At 43.1% G+C, this 16967-nt stretch carries 19 protein-coding genes; 10 read left to right on the plus strand and 9 right to left on the minus strand.

What is annotated here, in order from left to right; translation table 11 throughout:
* Position 1 precedes the first annotated feature (1 nt).
* The 10 genes from ACYTPF_RS16025 to ACYTPF_RS16070 all read left to right on the plus strand — a co-directional run bounded on the left by ACYTPF_RS16025 (position 2) and on the right by ACYTPF_RS16070 (position 9422).
* Positions 2–163, plus strand: a complete 162-nt coding sequence (locus ACYTPF_RS16025; protein ID WP_012518547.1) for a cbb3-type cytochrome oxidase subunit 3 — start codon at positions 2–4, stop codon at positions 161–163.
* Positions 164–179: 16 nt separating this feature from the next.
* The gene (ccoP, locus tag ACYTPF_RS16030) at positions 180–1133 is read left to right on the plus strand and encodes a cytochrome-c oxidase, cbb3-type subunit III (RefSeq protein WP_461852912.1); all 954 of its coding nucleotides are present in this window, start codon (positions 180–182) and stop codon (positions 1131–1133) included.
* A 230-nt stretch (positions 1134–1363) separates the two neighbouring features.
* Positions 1364–1843: a FixH family protein gene (locus tag ACYTPF_RS16035; protein ID WP_461852913.1), complete on the plus strand. Its 480-nt coding sequence runs from the start codon at positions 1364–1366 to the stop codon at positions 1841–1843.
* Entirely contained in the window at positions 1843–4329 is a 2487-nt protein-coding gene (locus ACYTPF_RS16040; RefSeq protein WP_461852914.1) for a heavy metal translocating P-type ATPase, read from the plus strand. Before ACYTPF_RS16035 ends, ACYTPF_RS16040 begins: the two co-directional genes overlap by 1 nt.
* A gap of 1 nt (position 4330) precedes the next feature.
* Entirely contained in the window at positions 4331–4561 is a 231-nt protein-coding gene (gene ccoS / locus ACYTPF_RS16045; protein WP_179983502.1) for a cbb3-type cytochrome oxidase assembly protein CcoS, read from the plus strand.
* Entirely contained in the window at positions 4548–5207 is a 660-nt protein-coding gene (locus ACYTPF_RS16050) for a sulfite exporter TauE/SafE family protein (protein WP_461852915.1), read from the plus strand. The genes ccoS and ACYTPF_RS16050 overlap by 14 nt, the downstream gene beginning before the upstream one ends.
* Before the next feature lie 45 nt (positions 5208–5252).
* The gene (fnr, locus tag ACYTPF_RS16055; RefSeq protein ID WP_179983504.1) at positions 5253–5993 is read left to right on the plus strand and encodes a fumarate/nitrate reduction transcriptional regulator Fnr; all 741 of its coding nucleotides are present in this window, start codon (positions 5253–5255) and stop codon (positions 5991–5993) included.
* A 292-nt stretch (positions 5994–6285) separates the two neighbouring features.
* Positions 6286–7209: a universal stress protein UspE gene (gene uspE, locus ACYTPF_RS16060; protein ID WP_179983505.1), complete on the plus strand. Its 924-nt coding sequence runs from the start codon at positions 6286–6288 to the stop codon at positions 7207–7209.
* Between the two features lie 233 nt (positions 7210–7442).
* Positions 7443–8396 carry a tRNA 2-thiocytidine(32) synthetase TtcA gene (gene ttcA / locus ACYTPF_RS16065; RefSeq protein WP_461852916.1) on the plus strand — a complete coding sequence of 318 codons (954 nt, stop codon included), beginning with the start codon at positions 7443–7445 and terminating at the stop codon, positions 8394–8396.
* The gene (locus ACYTPF_RS16070; RefSeq protein ID WP_179983507.1) at positions 8397–9422 is read left to right on the plus strand and encodes a patatin-like phospholipase family protein; all 1026 of its coding nucleotides are present in this window, start codon (positions 8397–8399) and stop codon (positions 9420–9422) included.
* A gap of 23 nt (positions 9423–9445) precedes the next feature.
* On the opposite strand, the gene ACYTPF_RS16075 is transcribed toward ACYTPF_RS16070, so the two are convergent.
* The 9 genes from ACYTPF_RS16075 to ACYTPF_RS16115 all read right to left on the minus strand — a co-directional run bounded on the left by ACYTPF_RS16075 (position 9446) and on the right by ACYTPF_RS16115 (position 16454).
* Entirely contained in the window at positions 9446–10093 is a 648-nt protein-coding gene (locus ACYTPF_RS16075) for a DUF2987 domain-containing protein (RefSeq protein WP_179983508.1), read from the minus strand.
* On the minus strand, positions 10090–10881 hold the full coding sequence (locus ACYTPF_RS16080) for a glucosaminidase domain-containing protein (protein ID WP_179983509.1): 792 nt from the start codon (positions 10879–10881) through the stop codon (positions 10090–10092). The genes ACYTPF_RS16075 and ACYTPF_RS16080 overlap by 4 nt, the downstream gene beginning before the upstream one ends.
* Entirely contained in the window at positions 10874–11605 is a 732-nt protein-coding gene (locus ACYTPF_RS16085) for a YciC family protein (protein ID WP_461852917.1), read from the minus strand. The genes ACYTPF_RS16080 and ACYTPF_RS16085 overlap by 8 nt, the downstream gene beginning before the upstream one ends.
* Positions 11606–11688: 83 nt before the next feature.
* Positions 11689–12315 carry a LysE family translocator gene (locus ACYTPF_RS16090; protein ID WP_179983511.1) on the minus strand — a complete coding sequence of 209 codons (627 nt, stop codon included), beginning with the start codon at positions 12313–12315 and terminating at the stop codon, positions 11689–11691.
* Between the two features lie 12 nt (positions 12316–12327).
* Positions 12328–13053, minus strand: a complete 726-nt coding sequence (gene cobB / locus ACYTPF_RS16095) for a Sir2 family NAD+-dependent deacetylase (protein WP_461852918.1) — start codon at positions 13051–13053, stop codon at positions 12328–12330.
* Positions 13054–13176: 123 nt separating this feature from the next.
* Positions 13177–14007, minus strand: coding sequence for a sulfurtransferase (locus ACYTPF_RS16100; RefSeq protein ID WP_461852919.1), 831 nt, complete (start codon positions 14005–14007; stop codon positions 13177–13179).
* Positions 14008–14126: 119 nt separating this feature from the next.
* On the minus strand, positions 14127–14624 hold the full coding sequence (gene tpx / locus ACYTPF_RS16105) for a thiol peroxidase (protein WP_461852920.1): 498 nt from the start codon (positions 14622–14624) through the stop codon (positions 14127–14129).
* Positions 14625–14698: 74 nt separating this feature from the next.
* Positions 14699–15391, minus strand: coding sequence for a tRNA-uridine aminocarboxypropyltransferase (locus tag ACYTPF_RS16110; RefSeq protein WP_461852996.1), 693 nt, complete (start codon positions 15389–15391; stop codon positions 14699–14701).
* A gap of 478 nt (positions 15392–15869) precedes the next feature.
* Positions 15870–16454, minus strand: a complete 585-nt coding sequence (locus ACYTPF_RS16115) for a hypothetical protein (protein ID WP_461852921.1) — start codon at positions 16452–16454, stop codon at positions 15870–15872.
* Between the last annotated feature and the right edge of the window lie 513 nt (positions 16455–16967).

Here is a 16967-nt window from a genome sequence, read left to right on the forward strand (position 1 = left end):
TATGGACCAGGGAATTGTAGGCAGCATTTTTACTGTCATCGTCTTTGTAAGCTTCATCGGCGTCGTGTGGTGGGCGTTTAGCGGCCGCAACAAGAAGAAATTCGACGAAGCAGCAAACTTACCGTTTGCAGACGAAGAAAAAGAAAAATCAAAAGAAGATTAGCAGGAGTCTCGAACTCATGAGTATGTTTTGGACAATTTGGATTTCAGTGATAACCCTAGGGTTGATCATTGGTTGCTACTTCCTTCTTCGCTGGTGCCTGTCTAACAAGACTGGCGTCGCTGAAGGTGAGTCAATGGGCCACGAATTTGATGGTATTGAGGAGTTGAATAACCAACTACCTCGCTGGTGGACAATTATGTTCTACATGACCATCGTTTGGGGCTTTATATACCTAGCGCTTTATCCTGGCCTAGGTGCGTACGAAGGTATTTGGGGTTGGAAGAGTTCTAACCAAAATATCCAGTCGCTAGAAGAGTCTGCTCAAGCGCGTATTGACGCAAAAGAGCAAGGCTACCTAGTAGAATATGACCGTGAGCTTGATTTTGCTGCTGAGAAGTTCGACCCGATCTTCGAAGCGTATGCACAAGTTCCTGTTGAAGAACTGGCGAAAGACCCAGAAGCAAACAAAGTAGGTCAGCGTTTATTCCTACAGAACTGCTCTCAGTGTCACGGTTCAGATGCACGTGGTCAGAATGGCGGCTTCCCTAACCTAACGGACAACGATTGGTTGTACGGTGGTTCAGGTGCGAAAATCGTTGAAACTCTTACGCTTGGTCGTAAAGCAGCTATGCCAGCATGGCTAGATGCTATGGGTGAAGACGGTATCGAAGAAGTGGTTAACTACGTTCTTAGTTTAAGCGGTCGCGATGTGGACCCACAGCTAGCTAAAGCAGGTAAAGCGCGTTTCGCAGCGTGTGCGGCTTGTCACGGTATGGACGGTAAAGGTAACCAAGCACTTGGTGCACCAAACCTTACTGACAATATCTGGCTATACGGCGGCAGCCACAGAGCGGTAACAGAAACGCTTACTTACGGTCGTAACGGTGTAATGCCTTCATTCAAGAAAACCTTGGGTGATGACAAAATTCACGTTGTTGCAGCGTATGTATACAGCCTTTCAAATGATTAATGATTTAAATCATTAAATATCTTAAAAAGCCTCGTTACTACGGGGCTTTTTTTATGAGAAAATACAGCCATATAGACAGTGCCATTACGTACAAATTTAGTGGGCTGTAGGTGAGAATTACCAACACCATATTTATCGTTATTATGCAGTTCGAATACGGCTGTCCACTAGTAATAATAGATATGTTGTTAGCGACCTTGCTAGTGAAGTAAAGACGAGTAAATAATTAAATGAATAGACCCTGGTATAAAGAATTCTGGCCCTGGTTTTTAATTGCCGTACCTATCATTACCCTGATCATGGGCGGCGTGTTGTTAAACCTTGCTATTTCTACTGAAGATAGCCTTGTTGTAGACGATTACTACAAAGAAGGTAAAGCAATTAATGCCCGCCTGGACAAAGAAGCGATAGCCCGTCGCATGAACATTACCACCGATTTAACCATTGAAGATGGCAGCATAGCGCTAGAGTTCCATTCAGGCATTCCACAAGAAGGCAACGCGGTTAAACTAAGTTTTTACCACGTTACGCTTGAAGAGCGTGATGTCAGCGTTTTACTAAGTCGCGACGCTAACGGTATTTATCGCGGGTTTATTGAAGAAAACCTAGACGGTAAATGGCGCATATCGCTCACACCTATTGATGATAGCTGGAAAATTCAAAACACGGTCTATCTACCCCATACTGGTAAAATGAAGTTCAATCCATAATGGCGAATCACGATTGTTACCATTGTGGGCTGCCTGTAGCAGCCGCAGACGATGGGAAATTCACTACTGTCATATTGGGGCAACATCGGGATATGTGTTGCCCAGGTTGTTTAGCGGTAGCTGAAGCTATTGTTAACAATGGTTTAGAAGACTATTACCAGTTTAGGACCGAACCTGCACAAAAATCTGATGACGGTATTTTAGAAACACTAGATAAACTCAAAGTCTATGACGACCCTTCCCTTCAGGAAGAGTTTGTGTTTGAAGAAGGGCAAGATAAGCAAATTCAGCTGACACTTGAGGGTATTACATGTGCTGCCTGTGGCTGGCTTATTGAAAAGCAATTATCGAAAGTTGAAGGCATTAAGCAAGTAGCTGTAAATGTTCAAGAGCGTCGGGCTTTAGTTACTTGGTCACCGTTTCAAATTAAGCTTAGCCAAATTCTCTCTACGCTGAAAAGCATCGGCTATATTGGCTCTCCATTTCACCCTGATGAGCACGAAGCCAGCTATAAACGCGAGCAAAAAACCTTCCTTAAGAAATTAGGGCTAGCAGGTATTATGGCCATGCAGGTTATGATGCTGATGACGGGTCTTTATTTTGACTGGTTTGGCGCCATCGAATTAGAAACACGACAGTATTTTTACTGGGTTGCCCTTACACTCACCACCCCGGTTGTACTGTATTCTGGTAGCACCTTCTATGTCGGTGCAGCTAAAGCGCTAAGCGCACGAACAGTTAATATGGATGTACCTGTTACGCTTGCCATATTTGGTACCTATATTGCCGGTATTCGCTCTACCATGCTAGAACAAGGCGAAGTGTATTTCGAATCCATTTGTATGTTCATTTTTCTGCTGTTGCTTAGCCGATTCTTAGAACATCGCAGTCGACACAGAGCGGCGCAGATTTCTGCCAATATGATGCAGTATGTTCCTGTGTCAGCGACTAAATTAATGCCAGATGGCAGCGTTACTGAATGCTTAGCAAAGCAACTAAAAGTGAACGATGTAGTGCTAGTTAAGCCCGGTGAGACAATTCCCATTGATGGGCTGGTAACAGAAGGTAACGCTGCGGTTGATGAGTCTATGCTAACGGGTGAATTTAACCCTGTGCGCAAGACAAACAACAGCGTTGTATATGGTGGTACCGTATGTCAGGATGGCAGCCTTACCATTACTGTTACGCAAACACTTAAAAATGCGCTGGTAAATCAAATTGTGAGGCTTCAAGCAAGTGCGATGGCCAGCAAACCCAAGGCCGCGCAAATAGCCGATAATTTTTCTCGATATTTTGTAACTGCGGTACTGCTGATTTCAGCGTTAACCTACACCTTTTGGGCCTATAACGGCAGTGTTGATGCATTTTGGATCACCATTTCGGTGCTAGTAGCAACCTGCCCTTGCGCCTTAGGGTTAGCCACACCATCAGCGCTCACTTGCGCTATGGCGAAATTAAACAGACAAGGCATTTTGCTAAAGCGAGCCGATGCTCTTGAGCAAATAACTGGCATTGACACTATCGCGCTCGACAAAACCGGTACGCTTACACAAGGTAAGTTCACTATATCAAACGCCTGGTATGCTGACGGCGTAGACAGCGACAGCGCGTTTTCCATTGCACGCGCACTTGAATCTCGCTCTGAGCACCCTATTGCTAAAGCCTTTAGCGGGGATAAAGCCTTTAGCGATAATATGGCCTTTAGCGATAATAAGGCCTTTAGCGATAATAAGGCCTTTAGCGATGATAAAACGTCAAACGGCAACACCATACACAAAGTGTCCAATTTTACAGTCACGCCAGGTGGTGGAATTAGCGGTGAAATTAATGACACACTATTTTGCATGGGCTCAGCAGCATTCAGTGTTCACGAATCTCAGCAATCATTTATCGAGGGTTACCCCTCGGCTAATGTGTTTCTTACCGTCAAAGGCCGTATGATGGCGGCTTTTGAAGTTCGTGACTCACTGCGTGACGATACCCAAGAAACCCTCGATATATTGGCAAAAAGTCATACCCTAGCTGTATTAAGCGGCGATACACAGAAAAACGTCGACTCCCTAACGAAACCTTTACCAATTTCCACCGCTAAAGGGGGTCTTACCCCAGAACAGAAATACGAAGCGGTTCAAGCTATGCAGCAATCGGGCACCAAGGTAATGATGATGGGCGATGGTATTAATGACGCGCCAGTGCTTGCTAGTGCCGATGTAGCGATAGCAGTAGGTAATGCGACAGATGTTGCGAAGACTGCTGCCGACGTGATATTGCTAGGCGACCAGCTACTTTCTGTACCAGAGTTAATTAAAACCTCACACCAAGTGAAACAAAAAATAAGACAAAATATTGGTTGGTCGTTAGGTTACAATGTGCTGATCTTACCCTTCGCCGTAACAGGCCTGCTTTCACCGTGGATGGCGGTTGTTGGAATGTCATTAAGCAGTATCATAGTAGTGACAAACTCTACGCGACTTCTGGGCAAATAGTATGAGCATAATTTACGTTTTAATACCAATCGCGATCATCATAGTAGCTGTGGCAATTGTGATATTTTTCTGGGCGGTTAAAACCAATCAGTTTGAAGATTTAGACCGTCAGGGTTACAGTATTTTGTTTGATGATGACCTTCCGCCTGAGGAAAAAAAGCTCGCTGAGCAACGCAAGCAATTTCAGGATAGTAAAGTAGATAAAAGCCAAGAGTCGCATGGAGGGGATTAATTATTTCTCAGCCTTTCTTATCGGCTTAGCTGGCGGTGTTCACTGCGTGGGCATGTGCGGGGGTATAGTGGCAGCGCTAAGAATGGTGTCACCAAAAGGTGCTTCAGCATTACCCTATACCCTAGCCTACAATATAGGACGTATAGCAAGCTACACCATCGCTGGCGCGCTAACTGGGGCGCTTGGAAAAATAGCCGCCGACTACGTGCCCCTTGCCAACTATGCCCTATCTTTGCTTAGCGGCCTTATGCTGTTGTTGCTAGCCTGTTATTTAGGTAAATGGTGGACGGGTTTAACGGTATTGGAAAACGCTGGAAAAGGATTGTTTTCTAAACTGCAGCCATTATCTAAGCGTTTTTTACCGTTCAAAACCCCTTTTAGCGCTATCCCTTATGGGTTTATCTGGGGCTGGTTACCTTGTGGATTAGTGTATTCAACACTTACTTGGTCTTTGGCTGCGGGCAATGCAGTACAAGGCGCCGCCGTGATGTTTTTCTTCGGTTTAGGTACTTTGCCAACGCTACTCGCAGCAAGTGCAGGCAGTCAGTATATTGTTAGTAGTTTTCAAAACAGTCATATTAGACAAATCATCGCAGTAATAATGGCCATATATGCAGCCTATCTTATTCATGGCGCAATCGTTTAAAAATAGGTGTATTATTGTCGTGGGGTCTTTATAAGAGCATGCATTATGAGCAAAGGAAGCCAATTTTCTATTCACTGTCAAAACTGTAGCTTTAGTCACCTGTGTTTACCCGTTGCACTAAACAAAACAGAAATTGAATCTCTTGACGATATAATCGAGCGCAAAAAGCCGCTTCATAAAGGCGATACGCTCATTCAAACTGGCGATAAATTTCGTTCCCTTTTTGCGGTAAGAACGGGTTCTTTTAAGTCATTTGTAACCAACCAAGAAGGTGAAGAGCAAATCACCGGCTTCCACTTCCCGGGTGATATTATTGGTTTTGATGCCCTGCGTGAAAGTAAGCATCAAAGTTACACTTCTGCGCTAGAAACCGCCATGGTGTGTGAACTGCCTTATGACACACTTGATGAAATGTCGGTTCAATTTCCCAAACTACGCCATCAGATCATGAGCTTTATGAGCGCTGAGATAAAACAAGATCACGACATGATCATGCTTTTAAACAAGCGTACTGCTGAAGAGCGTTTGCTGTATTTTATATCACACCTTTCCCAGCGTTTTGAAGAGCGTGGCTTTTCGCACAGAGAGTTTCACCTAACTATGACCCGAAACGAAATCGGCAACTATTTAGGCTTAACGATAGAAACCATTAGCCGTCTATTAAGTCGTTTTCAGAAGGAAAACATTATCAAGGTAGACGGAAAATTGATCTCTATTTTGGATTTTGATCGGTTAAATACCAAGCTAGAGGCGTTAAATGGCCCTAGTGTAGTTTGTAACGGTTAATTTATTCTTCTTTTATCTTAAGCGCGCTACATGCGCGCTTTTTAGTTTTAATCTTTAAAGTTTCACTGTATTCCCTCACTGAGTTACACAATATCCATCCATTGAGCGTGGAAGCTCCCGTAAAATTCAGTGTAGCCTTTTTTGTTTATCAACGAATTATTTACGCCTTGATCCAAAACAACTCACGTTTTTTTAAATGTCGTTTATAGTTAATGTAAATGGTTTTTATAAACTGTTTTGAAAAAATATCGATGTCGACAGCCATACAAAGCTTTGTAGTTGAGGAGACGTTATGATTGAGTGTAAACGAATTCTTGCCGTGGTGGACGCGGAACGCGACAACCAGCCTGCCCTAAGCCGTGCCTATGAACTTGCGTCAAAAACCGGCGCTACGGTTACCGCTATGATGGTGGTATATGATTTGTCTTACGATATGACAACCATGCTTAGCCCCGACGAACGTGAATCAATGCGCGATGCCGTTACAAAAGAACACGCCAAATGGCTATCTGCCCAGCTAAAAGAACAAGGCTTTTCAGAGACCGATATTGTGGTTGAGTGGAACAACCGTGCTTATGAGTCGATTATTTATTACGCCCTTAATAACCAAATCGACTTAGTAGTAAAAGCTACTAAAAAACATGACGACCTTGCCTCAGTGATCTTTACACCTACGGACTGGCACTTAATGCGCAAATGCCCTCGCCCTGTTCTACTCGTGAAAGAACATGATTGGCCAGAAGGCGGTGAAATCATTGCTGCAGTGAACGTAGGGAGCGAAGATGATGAACACGCTGCACTAAACGACAAGCTTACATTAATCGCGAATGACTATGCCTCTTTGCTGAAAGGTAACGTTAATTTAGTCAACAGCTACCCTTCAACACCACTCAACATTGCCATCGAAGTACCGGAGTTTGACCCTGACACGTATCACGATGCGGTAAAAAACCATCATATGAAGGAAATGCGTAGTCACGCACTCAAATACGGTATTCCAGATAATAAATGTGTGGTGAAAGAAGGCTTACCTGAAAAAGTTATCCCACAAGTAGCAAAAACACTCGATGCAGAGTTAGTTGTAATAGGCACAGTGGGACGGGTGGGTATTTCAGCAGCGCTTATTGGCAATACTGCCGAACACGTTATCGATGAACTGAATTGTGACGTATTAGCAATTAAGCCCGATGGATTTGAATCACCGATAACCGTGTAGTTAACGACTTAATTGCGCTTAAATATCAAGACACTTAATGGCGACAAATAGCGAGTCGGCGATGGGCGCTTTTCATAAAAAAACTCGCATTTAGCGGTTAAAATCTGGGGCTTAGCCACATACGCTTTAATCAGTACTTAACGTTTCTCGATAAATTTAACCACACAGCCATAGTCTCGAAAAGGCGCTTTAATGTATAATGGCGCCTTTATCACAAACCAAGCTAGTTAATTATGAGTTTAGGCACAAGCAGTGCTGACGCGCCGACGTTAAACGCCGAGCAAAGTAAGCAAAAGTACAACTTCAACAAACTTCAGAAACGACTTCGTCGCAACGTGGGTAAGGCCATTGGCGATTTCGGTATGATTGAAAACAACGACAAGGTCATGGTGTGTTTATCTGGCGGTAAAGACAGCTATACCATGCTTGATATTCTATTGTTTTTAAGGAAGATTGCGCCTATTCATTTTGATATTGTTGCGGTAAATCTTGACCAAAAGCAACCTGGTTTTCCCGAACATATCTTACCCGAGTACTTAGACAGCATTGGCGTTGACTACAAGATTGTAGAAGAAGACACCTACTCTATTGTTAAAGACAAAATTCCTGAAGGGAAAACGACCTGTTCGCTTTGTTCTCGTTTGCGTCGTGGTATTTTGTACCGTACAGCGAAAGAGTTAGGAGCGACTAAAATTGCATTAGGTCACCATCGTGACGACATGCTAGAAACTTTCTTCTTAAATATGTTTCATGGTGGTAAGCTAAAATCAATGCCACCAAAACTGGTTAGTGATAACGGCGAACATATTGTTATTCGTCCACTAGCTTACTGCAGCGAAAAGGACATTTTGAAATATTCACAAGCCGCTGAGTTCCCAATAATTCCGTGTAACCTTTGTGGTTCACAGGAAAATCTACAGCGTCAGAGTATCAAAGCAATGCTTCAAGACTGGAACCGCCGTTTCCCAGGTCGTATTGAATCAATGTTCCGCGCGCTTCAAAACGTGGCCCCTTCACACCTTGTAGACAGTAACCTTTATGACTTTAAGTCTATTGCCACCCAAGACGGCCCCGTTGCAGATGGTGATATCGGATTTGATGAACCTTCTTTTACTACAGAAAATAGTGCAGATCTTAACGATGAAGATAACGCTATCGAGGTAGTAAATATTATGGAACCAAAGTAAATGAAAATTGGACTTGCGTTAGGTGCCGGTGCCGCAAGGGGCTGGACTCACATTGGTATAATTGAAGCGTTGGAAAAGCTTGGCGTTAAAATTGACGTTGTAGCTGGTTGCTCGATCGGTGCTTATGTTGGCGCTGCCTACGCAAGTGGCAAGCTAGAAGGTTTAAAAGAATGGGCCTGTTCGCTTAGCGACTGGCAGGTGCTCGCGCTTATGGGTGTAGGGCTCAGGCGAGGCGGCATTGCTAGCGGGCAAAAAGTTTTTGACAAGCTTGCTAGCGAGTTTTGTGTTTCCTCGTATGAAGAAATGCTTAAGCCCTTTGCAACAGTGGCGACTGACCTATATACAGGACGTGAAGTGGTATTTAATTCAGGTCCTATTGGCGACACCATTCAAGCATCTTGCGCTATCCCAGCACTTTTTACGCCCGTGGCACATGGTGATCGCTGGTTAGTAGATGGCGCAGTTGTTAACCCTGTACCGGTTAACCTGTGTCGACAGTTAGGCGCAGACTTTGTAATTGCAGTTAATCTTAACGCCGATTTTCGCCCGCTTCGATTAGAAAAGTTAAGGCAAGATCACGAAGAAAACCAACGTAAAACCGAAGACTTTTTTACTAAAAGCCAAAACGTATTGCGTCAATGGTTTTCGCCAGACAGTAAAGATGACAAAGCATCAGAGGAAAATGAAGAGCAGCTTCAGGTTAATGCTTCTGATGATGTGAAGACTGAAGAAAGTATCGCGACCGATGTTATTGAAAAAGTCGAAGAAGAATTTACCGAAGTTCCTGCAAAGGTGAATAAGCGAAACCCACCAGGAATTATGAGCGTAATGAGTAGCTCACTTGAGATACTTCAAGCCCGCGTTACCCGTTCACGTTTAGCCGGCGATCCGCCAGATATACTTATCGAACCTCAGCTTACTGATGTGGGTATTATGGAGTTTCATAGGGCGGAAGAACTGTGCGCAAAGGGCGAAGAAACCATCGCGCGGGTTGCTGAGCAAATTAGGTATCAGTTGCTAACCTGATACCTAATTGTCCAAAAGGTAGATTAACTAGACGCCATAGCTGTTACACGCAGCGGCGCTTGAGGCAGCGTTAAGCCTTTCGCCTCATTTATCCACTCTTGCTCTAAATGCAAAACACCATTGTTAATTTGTACACCCTGCGGCGTGACGAAATCTAAATTTTTGTCTTCGAACTGAATCATTAAGCCCTTCACCGACGGCATCATAAAAGACAAAAAGCTCCCCATTTCATTGAAAAAGGCTTCATACTGTTCATACAAGAAACTGAGTTCTTCTTTTTTGTAATACTGTTTAAGGTATTCTGGCTTGGTTTCAAGCTGCACCGACATATCACAAACGTTCGCACGTTCGTTTAAATCAATACGTACCAGTGCATTAGCCAATTTCAGTGCTTTTTCAGTGGGTACGGTAAAACGTCCTTCATCTGTAACTTCTAATGGCATTGTTTTCTTATCGGTAACGATAGATGCACCGTTAACCTCGCATAAACGCCCTTCACCTACTCGGACAAAACCAAACGCAAACTGAAGCGCTTGGGTATCTTCGTTATCTAGCTTTTTAACATGGCTGTAGAAACGGCTGTACTCTACATCTATCGTTTCAGCCGTTACGGATGTACTAGCAAAACCGACAAACAGAGATGAAGCAAGAAATAATGCAGCGCGTATCATTCGGATAAAAACTCCTCGTTAAATAGGATCATTGTTTGAAGCTCTTCAACATAAGCGGCTCCTCGCTCGGAATAATTCATTAGCCCTTCAGCCAATGCAACACCAGTAATGGGTAATTGATTAGCTCTCAGTCGGCTTCGTATCTCTCGTAAATCAGCATAGGCATCGTGTCTGTTGAGGTTACGCATATAGGTGTACGTAGCTCGCGACAGACTATCAAACTTAGCCACTTCGTGTGAGGCGCCGGCATTTCGGCGATTTGGGACGAAACCGCACCCTTTTGAAAAACACCACAAACCGAAAAAGTTGTAGCCCTTTCTTGCAAATCGGCTCGTTCCCCATGCAGATTCATTCGCAGCCTGAACAAGTACCAGCTCTTCAGGTAAAACATCAATTTTCTGCAGTAAGGCCAATAGTTTGGTTTTTAAGGGCTGTGTAGACTTTACCCGATACTCTTCTTCAAGCCATTCAAGCCTAGCCATGTCATCTTCTGAAAGCGATTCGTTGACTAATGCCTTCCTATACAAGGTTTGTACATAATGTCTTAAGGTAAGTAAGTAAGCATTTTGCTTCTCTACCTCGGGCCGTAGATAGTTAAAAAAAGCCTCTTTTTTTTCTTTTACATCACTATAGACTGAGAAGTCAGGCACCGGTTTTTTCGCCTCTACCGTTTGCGGTATGTCTAAAATATCTGGCTCGTCCTTAGTAAAAATAATGGCGTTAATGACAATGACCGCCAAAACCCCCAGCGTTATAAGGACAATTTTAAAGGTTTCTCGTTTATGCATCGAAGCTCGACTCATTCACATCATTTACAGATGCTTCCGTGCTCACTCCTTGCTCGCCAATCAGTTCCTGATAGAGCAATCCCATCATACTAAAATAAAAAGGTAACACCCAAATAAGGGAAACCCCGAACGTCAGTGGTACCGAAACAAACAGTAAGAAGAGCACACCGAAGATACTGGCAATTTGAGCCCAGTACGCGTTGAATACTCTGCATGAAAGAATAATTGCGCTTATTGGGGTTAGTTTTCTGTCGGCCACTAACATAAGAGAAAAAGACGACGCTAGATAAAAATACACGCCTGGTAAGATAAGCAACATCATGCCTAACTGCACAAGAATACTGCTAACTAATTGGGTTAACGCAACCAGAAATATAAGGGGGAAAAACTGAAATACCGTAAATACCGATGTTTTTACGCCTCGCGCTATAAAAACGCCCATCATGTATAAGCCCGTAAGTAACGGCGCCACAATGCAGATTGCCACAATCTGGATAATAGACTGGTGCTCGAATACATAGCTACCGTCGTCATTGATGGTAATGTACTGTTGGGCAATTACCCCAAGCATCACAAAGGTCAAGAATAAAACAAGGCTACCTTGAAACAATGATGAAAAATTAGCTTTTGTTAAACCGGCAGCGCGGCGCAAAAGACTTTTAGTATCGAATTGATACTGTTTAGACAACGTATTGTTCAGGCGGTCTGGGTTTACGTCTTTCACACAACTCTCTTATATTTTTGGAAAAATCGGCGCGATTATACCAATTTACAAAAATAAATGCCTGCTTGTGTAATAAACAAAAGTTAACCCAACACCAACTTAGCTGCTAACCCGACTAAAAGCACGCCCATAGCCCTATCCAACCAATAGCCTTTTTTGCCAATAAGTTCGGCGACTTTACTGGTACTTAAAAGGAAGGAAAGAAAACAAAACCATAACCCCGTGGCAAATGCTAAGTAGATACCGTAACCAAGCTTTACGCTAAATGGCGTATCAATACTGATGATGGCGGTAAAAAGTGAAAGGAAAAACAACGTCGCTTTAGGATTGAGTCCGTTTGTCAGAAAACCCATCCAAACGGCACGTTTTGCCGAGATTTGTGATGTCTTCTTTTCTGCATCTATATCCTGCTTCTGCTTTACGGGGCCGCTTCTAAGCGCTCCGAAAGCAAGATAAAGTAAATAAGCAGCAGCAGCGTAGCTAAAAGTGGTAAAAAGCCAAGGCGTAGTAGCAATTACCACGCTTAGCCCTACTAGCGAATAAGCAACATGCAATAAGATTGCTAGTCCAATACCGACACTAGTGTACATGGCTATACGCCTACCATAGGCAACGCTGTTTCGAACAACCACCGCAAAGTCAGGTCCCGGGCTAGCAACAGCCACAAGATGTACCAATGCAATGGTAAGAAATTCGTTCATATACTGCATGTTTTGCGCCTCCTACAGCGCATATTTTGAAATTATTTCATCAACCCATTGCGGAACTATACGCGAGGCAGGACCGGTGAGTGATTCGTCAAACAAGGCATTGGATACACCTGGTTCTAAATTCGCTTCTATTGTGTGTGCCCCATTTTCTTTAGCAATCTGAACAAAGCCAGCAGCGGGATACACATTACCCGATGTACCAATAGCTATAAATACATCGGCCTGTGAGAGCGCATCGTATATTTCTTCCATATACATAGGCATTTCGCCAAACCACACGATATCCGGTCGTAGGGTGACTCTGTTACAGCAGGGGCATTTTGTGGTGTGATCAAAGCTTTCACGCCAATCAAAAGTTTGCTGGCTAATAGAACAGCGGGCCGACAGTAGTTTACCATGCATATGATAAACCGACTCACTTCCCCCACGCTCATGTAAGTCATCTACATTTTGCGTCACCAACGTTAACTTATGACCGAAGGCTTTCTCGAGTTTAGCAAGCGCCATGTGTGCTGCGTTGGGCAAAACATCATTTTGTTGAAGCTGTGCTCGCCGCGCGTTATAGAAGCGATAAACCAAGCTGGGGTTTTGTTCGAACGCTTCGGGTGTAGCGACTTCTTCAACGCTGTGATTTTCCCAAAGGCCGTCATTATCGCGAAACGTTTTTAACCCAGATTCAGCGGAGATGCCCGCACCGGTGAGAATAACAATATTGGGTAAGGGTTGATTAGCTGACATCAAGTTATTTTTACTCTGTTCCAATAAAGCGAGTGATTCAGTTTATTTTGTAATTCGCGATAATATCGTGCTTAGGCATACATCGCACATAAATGATTTCAGCACTTCACGGCTTCTATGCTTTTACACGCCTTTAACTACAGGGTACTGAGTATTAGCGCCCCATTCAGACCACGAACCATCATATACCGAGACTTGCGTAGCGCCGCACATAAGAGCTGCAACACCAATGATACAAGCGGTAACGCCTGAACCACACGTGCATATAATAGGTTTACGTAAATCGACTTTTGCTTGTGCAAAAACAGCATTAAGTTCATCTACAGGTAAGAAATGGCCGTCTTTTACTAATGTATCGAAAGGAACATTGAACGCGCCGGGCATGTGTCCTGAGCGCACTCCCTCTCGAGGCTCCGAAATTTCGCCTTTAAAGCGCGGGGCACTTCTCGCATCAAGCAATTGGGCTTCGGTGTTTATAGCTTGAAGCACTGCGCTAGAGTTTGCAAACCACCCAGGTCGAGGTGTTGCTTGGTAGGTAAGTTTCCCATACTGCTGTTGTTCTGAAACGGGAAGCCCAGCCCCCTCCCATGCAGGTTGGCCACCATTTAATATATATACATCTTTATGGCCAAGTGCTTTAAGCATCCACCACACTCTAGGCGCAGAATAAATACCTCGGGTATCATATACCGCTATGGGCGTATTCGCTGTTATGCCCTGATTACCAAGATAAATAGCAAGGTCTTCAGCTGATGGCATACTGTGTGGTAAACCTGTAGTGTGATCGCTTCCTTCGCTATCGAGATCAAAATCCACTGACGCAGGCAATACCATTGCCGTTCGTGTATCTGGTGTTTTTGAAACGGGATCATCCATCAACGCTCTTACAAGCGTAACTGGCTTTTGTTGCATTGCATTGGCTAGCTCGCCTATTGATAGCAATACTGTTGCCATTACATCCTCCTGGAAAGCGCCCATATAAGTGGGCGCCCTGTGATACCGAGTTAAAAACTAGACGGTATGTGTTGATTCACATTAAACATTCAGTTTTTGTTTACGACTAAGCGACCTTCTTAGCTTAACGCAGCAATAGCAGACTCGTAATTTGGTTCTTCAGTAGTTTCTGCTACTTGCTCTGTATAAACCACTTTACCTTCACTATCGATAACGACAACCGAGCGCGACAGTAAACCTGTTAACGGTGCTGATTCGAATGTTACACCGTAATCATCGCCAAAGGTTGAGCGGAAGGTAGAGCCTGTAAGAACGTTTTCGATGCCTTCTGCGCCACAGAAACGGCCCGCAGCAAACGGCAGGTCTGCTGACACACAGATAACGGTTGTATTATCTAATTTTGCAGCTTCTTCGTTAAATTTACGCACTGACATCGCGCAAGTGCCTGTGTCGATTGAAGGGAAGATATTCAAAACTACGTTTTTCCCTGCAAGTTCTGACAGCGTTACTTCGCCCAAATCTGCCTTTACTAGAGTAAAGTCTGGCGCAGCTGTACCTACTTCTGGTAACTGCCCCTTAGTTGTAACTGTGTTGCCTTGAAAAGTAACTGATGCCATTCGCTTTCTCCGTTTTTCTTTAATATAAAATAGTGGATGTAAAACAATACTTTCGCAAATAAAAGTGACACTTTTTAGATGTTGTCTTTAACGTGCGACTCTGCAAACGCGAGTTTATGCTGTAAATGGGGCTTACCTTTTAAGTATTCCCGCCTGAACACACTAAAATAATGCGCTAGCGTTTGAGCCCCTTGCTTTTGTTCAGCAAGTGCTAAAACGCTAATACCTACCTCTGCCGTGCAATGTTGGAAATCATGGGTAGACTCTCTAAGCAAATAGTCTGAAGCCACTTCCATGCTAACGCCCAACACAGGAAAATTATGTAAGTATGGGCTTTTTACAAACATCTTCTTTGCTTCACGCCAGGTTCCATCCAAGAAAATAAATAGTAACGTTTTCCCTGTATTCAATGGTGGAGCGTCAATACAGCGTTCAGCTGCAGCATATTCGTGTGGAAATACCACAATGGGAAAGTATTTGTCGTCGCTTAGCAGTTCGAGTAACGCTTCATCAGGTTCAGTTCGTTTCCATAAAAACGCGTGGTTGTCTTTAACCACATCCGCTATCAAACGACCCGTATTGGTAGGTTTATAGTATTCGCCTTTGTACATTAAAAACAAAACCGCCACATCTGTGCCAGCTTCAGGCTTAAATTCACAAATACAGTTTTGCGTTGGAAGCAAACATTCATCACAGCGAATTACTTTGCTACCACGGGCGTGAAATGGACGTTCAGCACGAGATAGCTCGTCTAAACGAAGTGACATAACAGAATTCAAAATAGTACGTCTTTGCCAAAGATTTTTACGGATTTTACCATAGTAAATCGAAGTAAAAGAGCGTGAATAACAAAGTTTTATAGTTAGTAGAAACGGGAAGCCAGACTTGAACTGGTGGGCAAAATAAATACCAGAAGCATATGTGCGCTTAACTCTTAGAAAGTACGAAGCTCAGATGTGCCTATAAGTGTCTATCGATTCTCACAATCTGGTCGCGAATCTTTGGATGATAAAATTAACTCTAACTGTATGTAAAAGCCCCATTATTAACTCCTCTTCATTCGGTTTCTTAGATGCTTGAGCAAAGCAGATTTGATCTCATCATCTGTTAGTTGAGTCATGGTGAGATAAGTTATAAGAAAGGAAATGTTGAAGGAAATTGAAAGTATTGCGTAGGCTTAGGGTTAAGCCTTAAAGCCAAGCGTTGCGCTTGGCTATGAGTATTACTTTAGCACAAGGTATCTAGTTATTTGAATACTGTTGGTATTACGCTGGTCATCTCTATAACATTAATATGAGCCTTACCAAAAACGATATTTAACTTGGCTTTTAACCAGTAATAGTCCTCTTTATTAACTGTTTCGGAATATGCAGCTTCAAAAAGAATAGGTGCTACTTCTTGCTCATAATCTATGACAGGGTCTTTAAAGAATCTTTTCCACTGAGGTAAAAGGTGTTCGGGTAAAAGTGCTACGATTTTCCTAGAAACGAAAGTAACTTTTTTCTCAAATTCAAAAAATTCTTCAAAGTCTGAATCTCGTCCGTAGTAGCAATTCCTAAAAGACTCCATAGCGTACTTTTCATATTCAATAAGTAAATCATTGAATGAGTCCAAAGCGTTATTAATCATATTGTAGTTGTGCTGTATCTGCCATCGTTTATAAACCATGAATGCGATATAAGCAGTAAACAAAGCACCTAATCCCGCAACTATAGAACCCATACCAGACATTATTTCTGATAAGTCTTTATCGACTAAATCAACTATGCCTAACCCAAAAGTTAAGCCTGTAAGTAACCCCATGATAAAGGTCTTTGCATCGAACTCCATTTCACTCCCCTCATAGTGAATTTCCTGATCAAATAATATACCGCAACTTTTTGAAAATTTTCATAATTTAGTATGAGTGTATTACTACCGTATTTTCGTTAAAAACGAAACCTACACCCCTATCCCTCTACACAAAGCCTTGCGGCTTTTTCTGGCAATGTTGCCTGAATCTATTTGGGAGAATTATTATTGTCAAAGTAATCGCAAAATTAATTAACGTACTAATCGAAGTTACTAGATTTGGCAGAAAATGTAGCTGTATCTGTTATCGGGAAGTGGTCATGTTAATGACGCGGAAATGCGTCTTCGTTAATCAATAATTGAAAGATGCTATGTCTTCAGACACCTCTCAATTGCTAATATTTATATCCTTCTATATCACTTTGCAAGATGTTCGTCTTGTTGACGTAAAATTTTAAATAACGGAAGATACATCGATTGAGTTAGTAAAGCGTAGACTGATTGGAAAGAGCTGGATATAGCAATCTAGAAGTCAGGGCTGCTTATTAAGCC

This window comes from Alteromonas sp. HB246098, assembly GCF_054890645.1.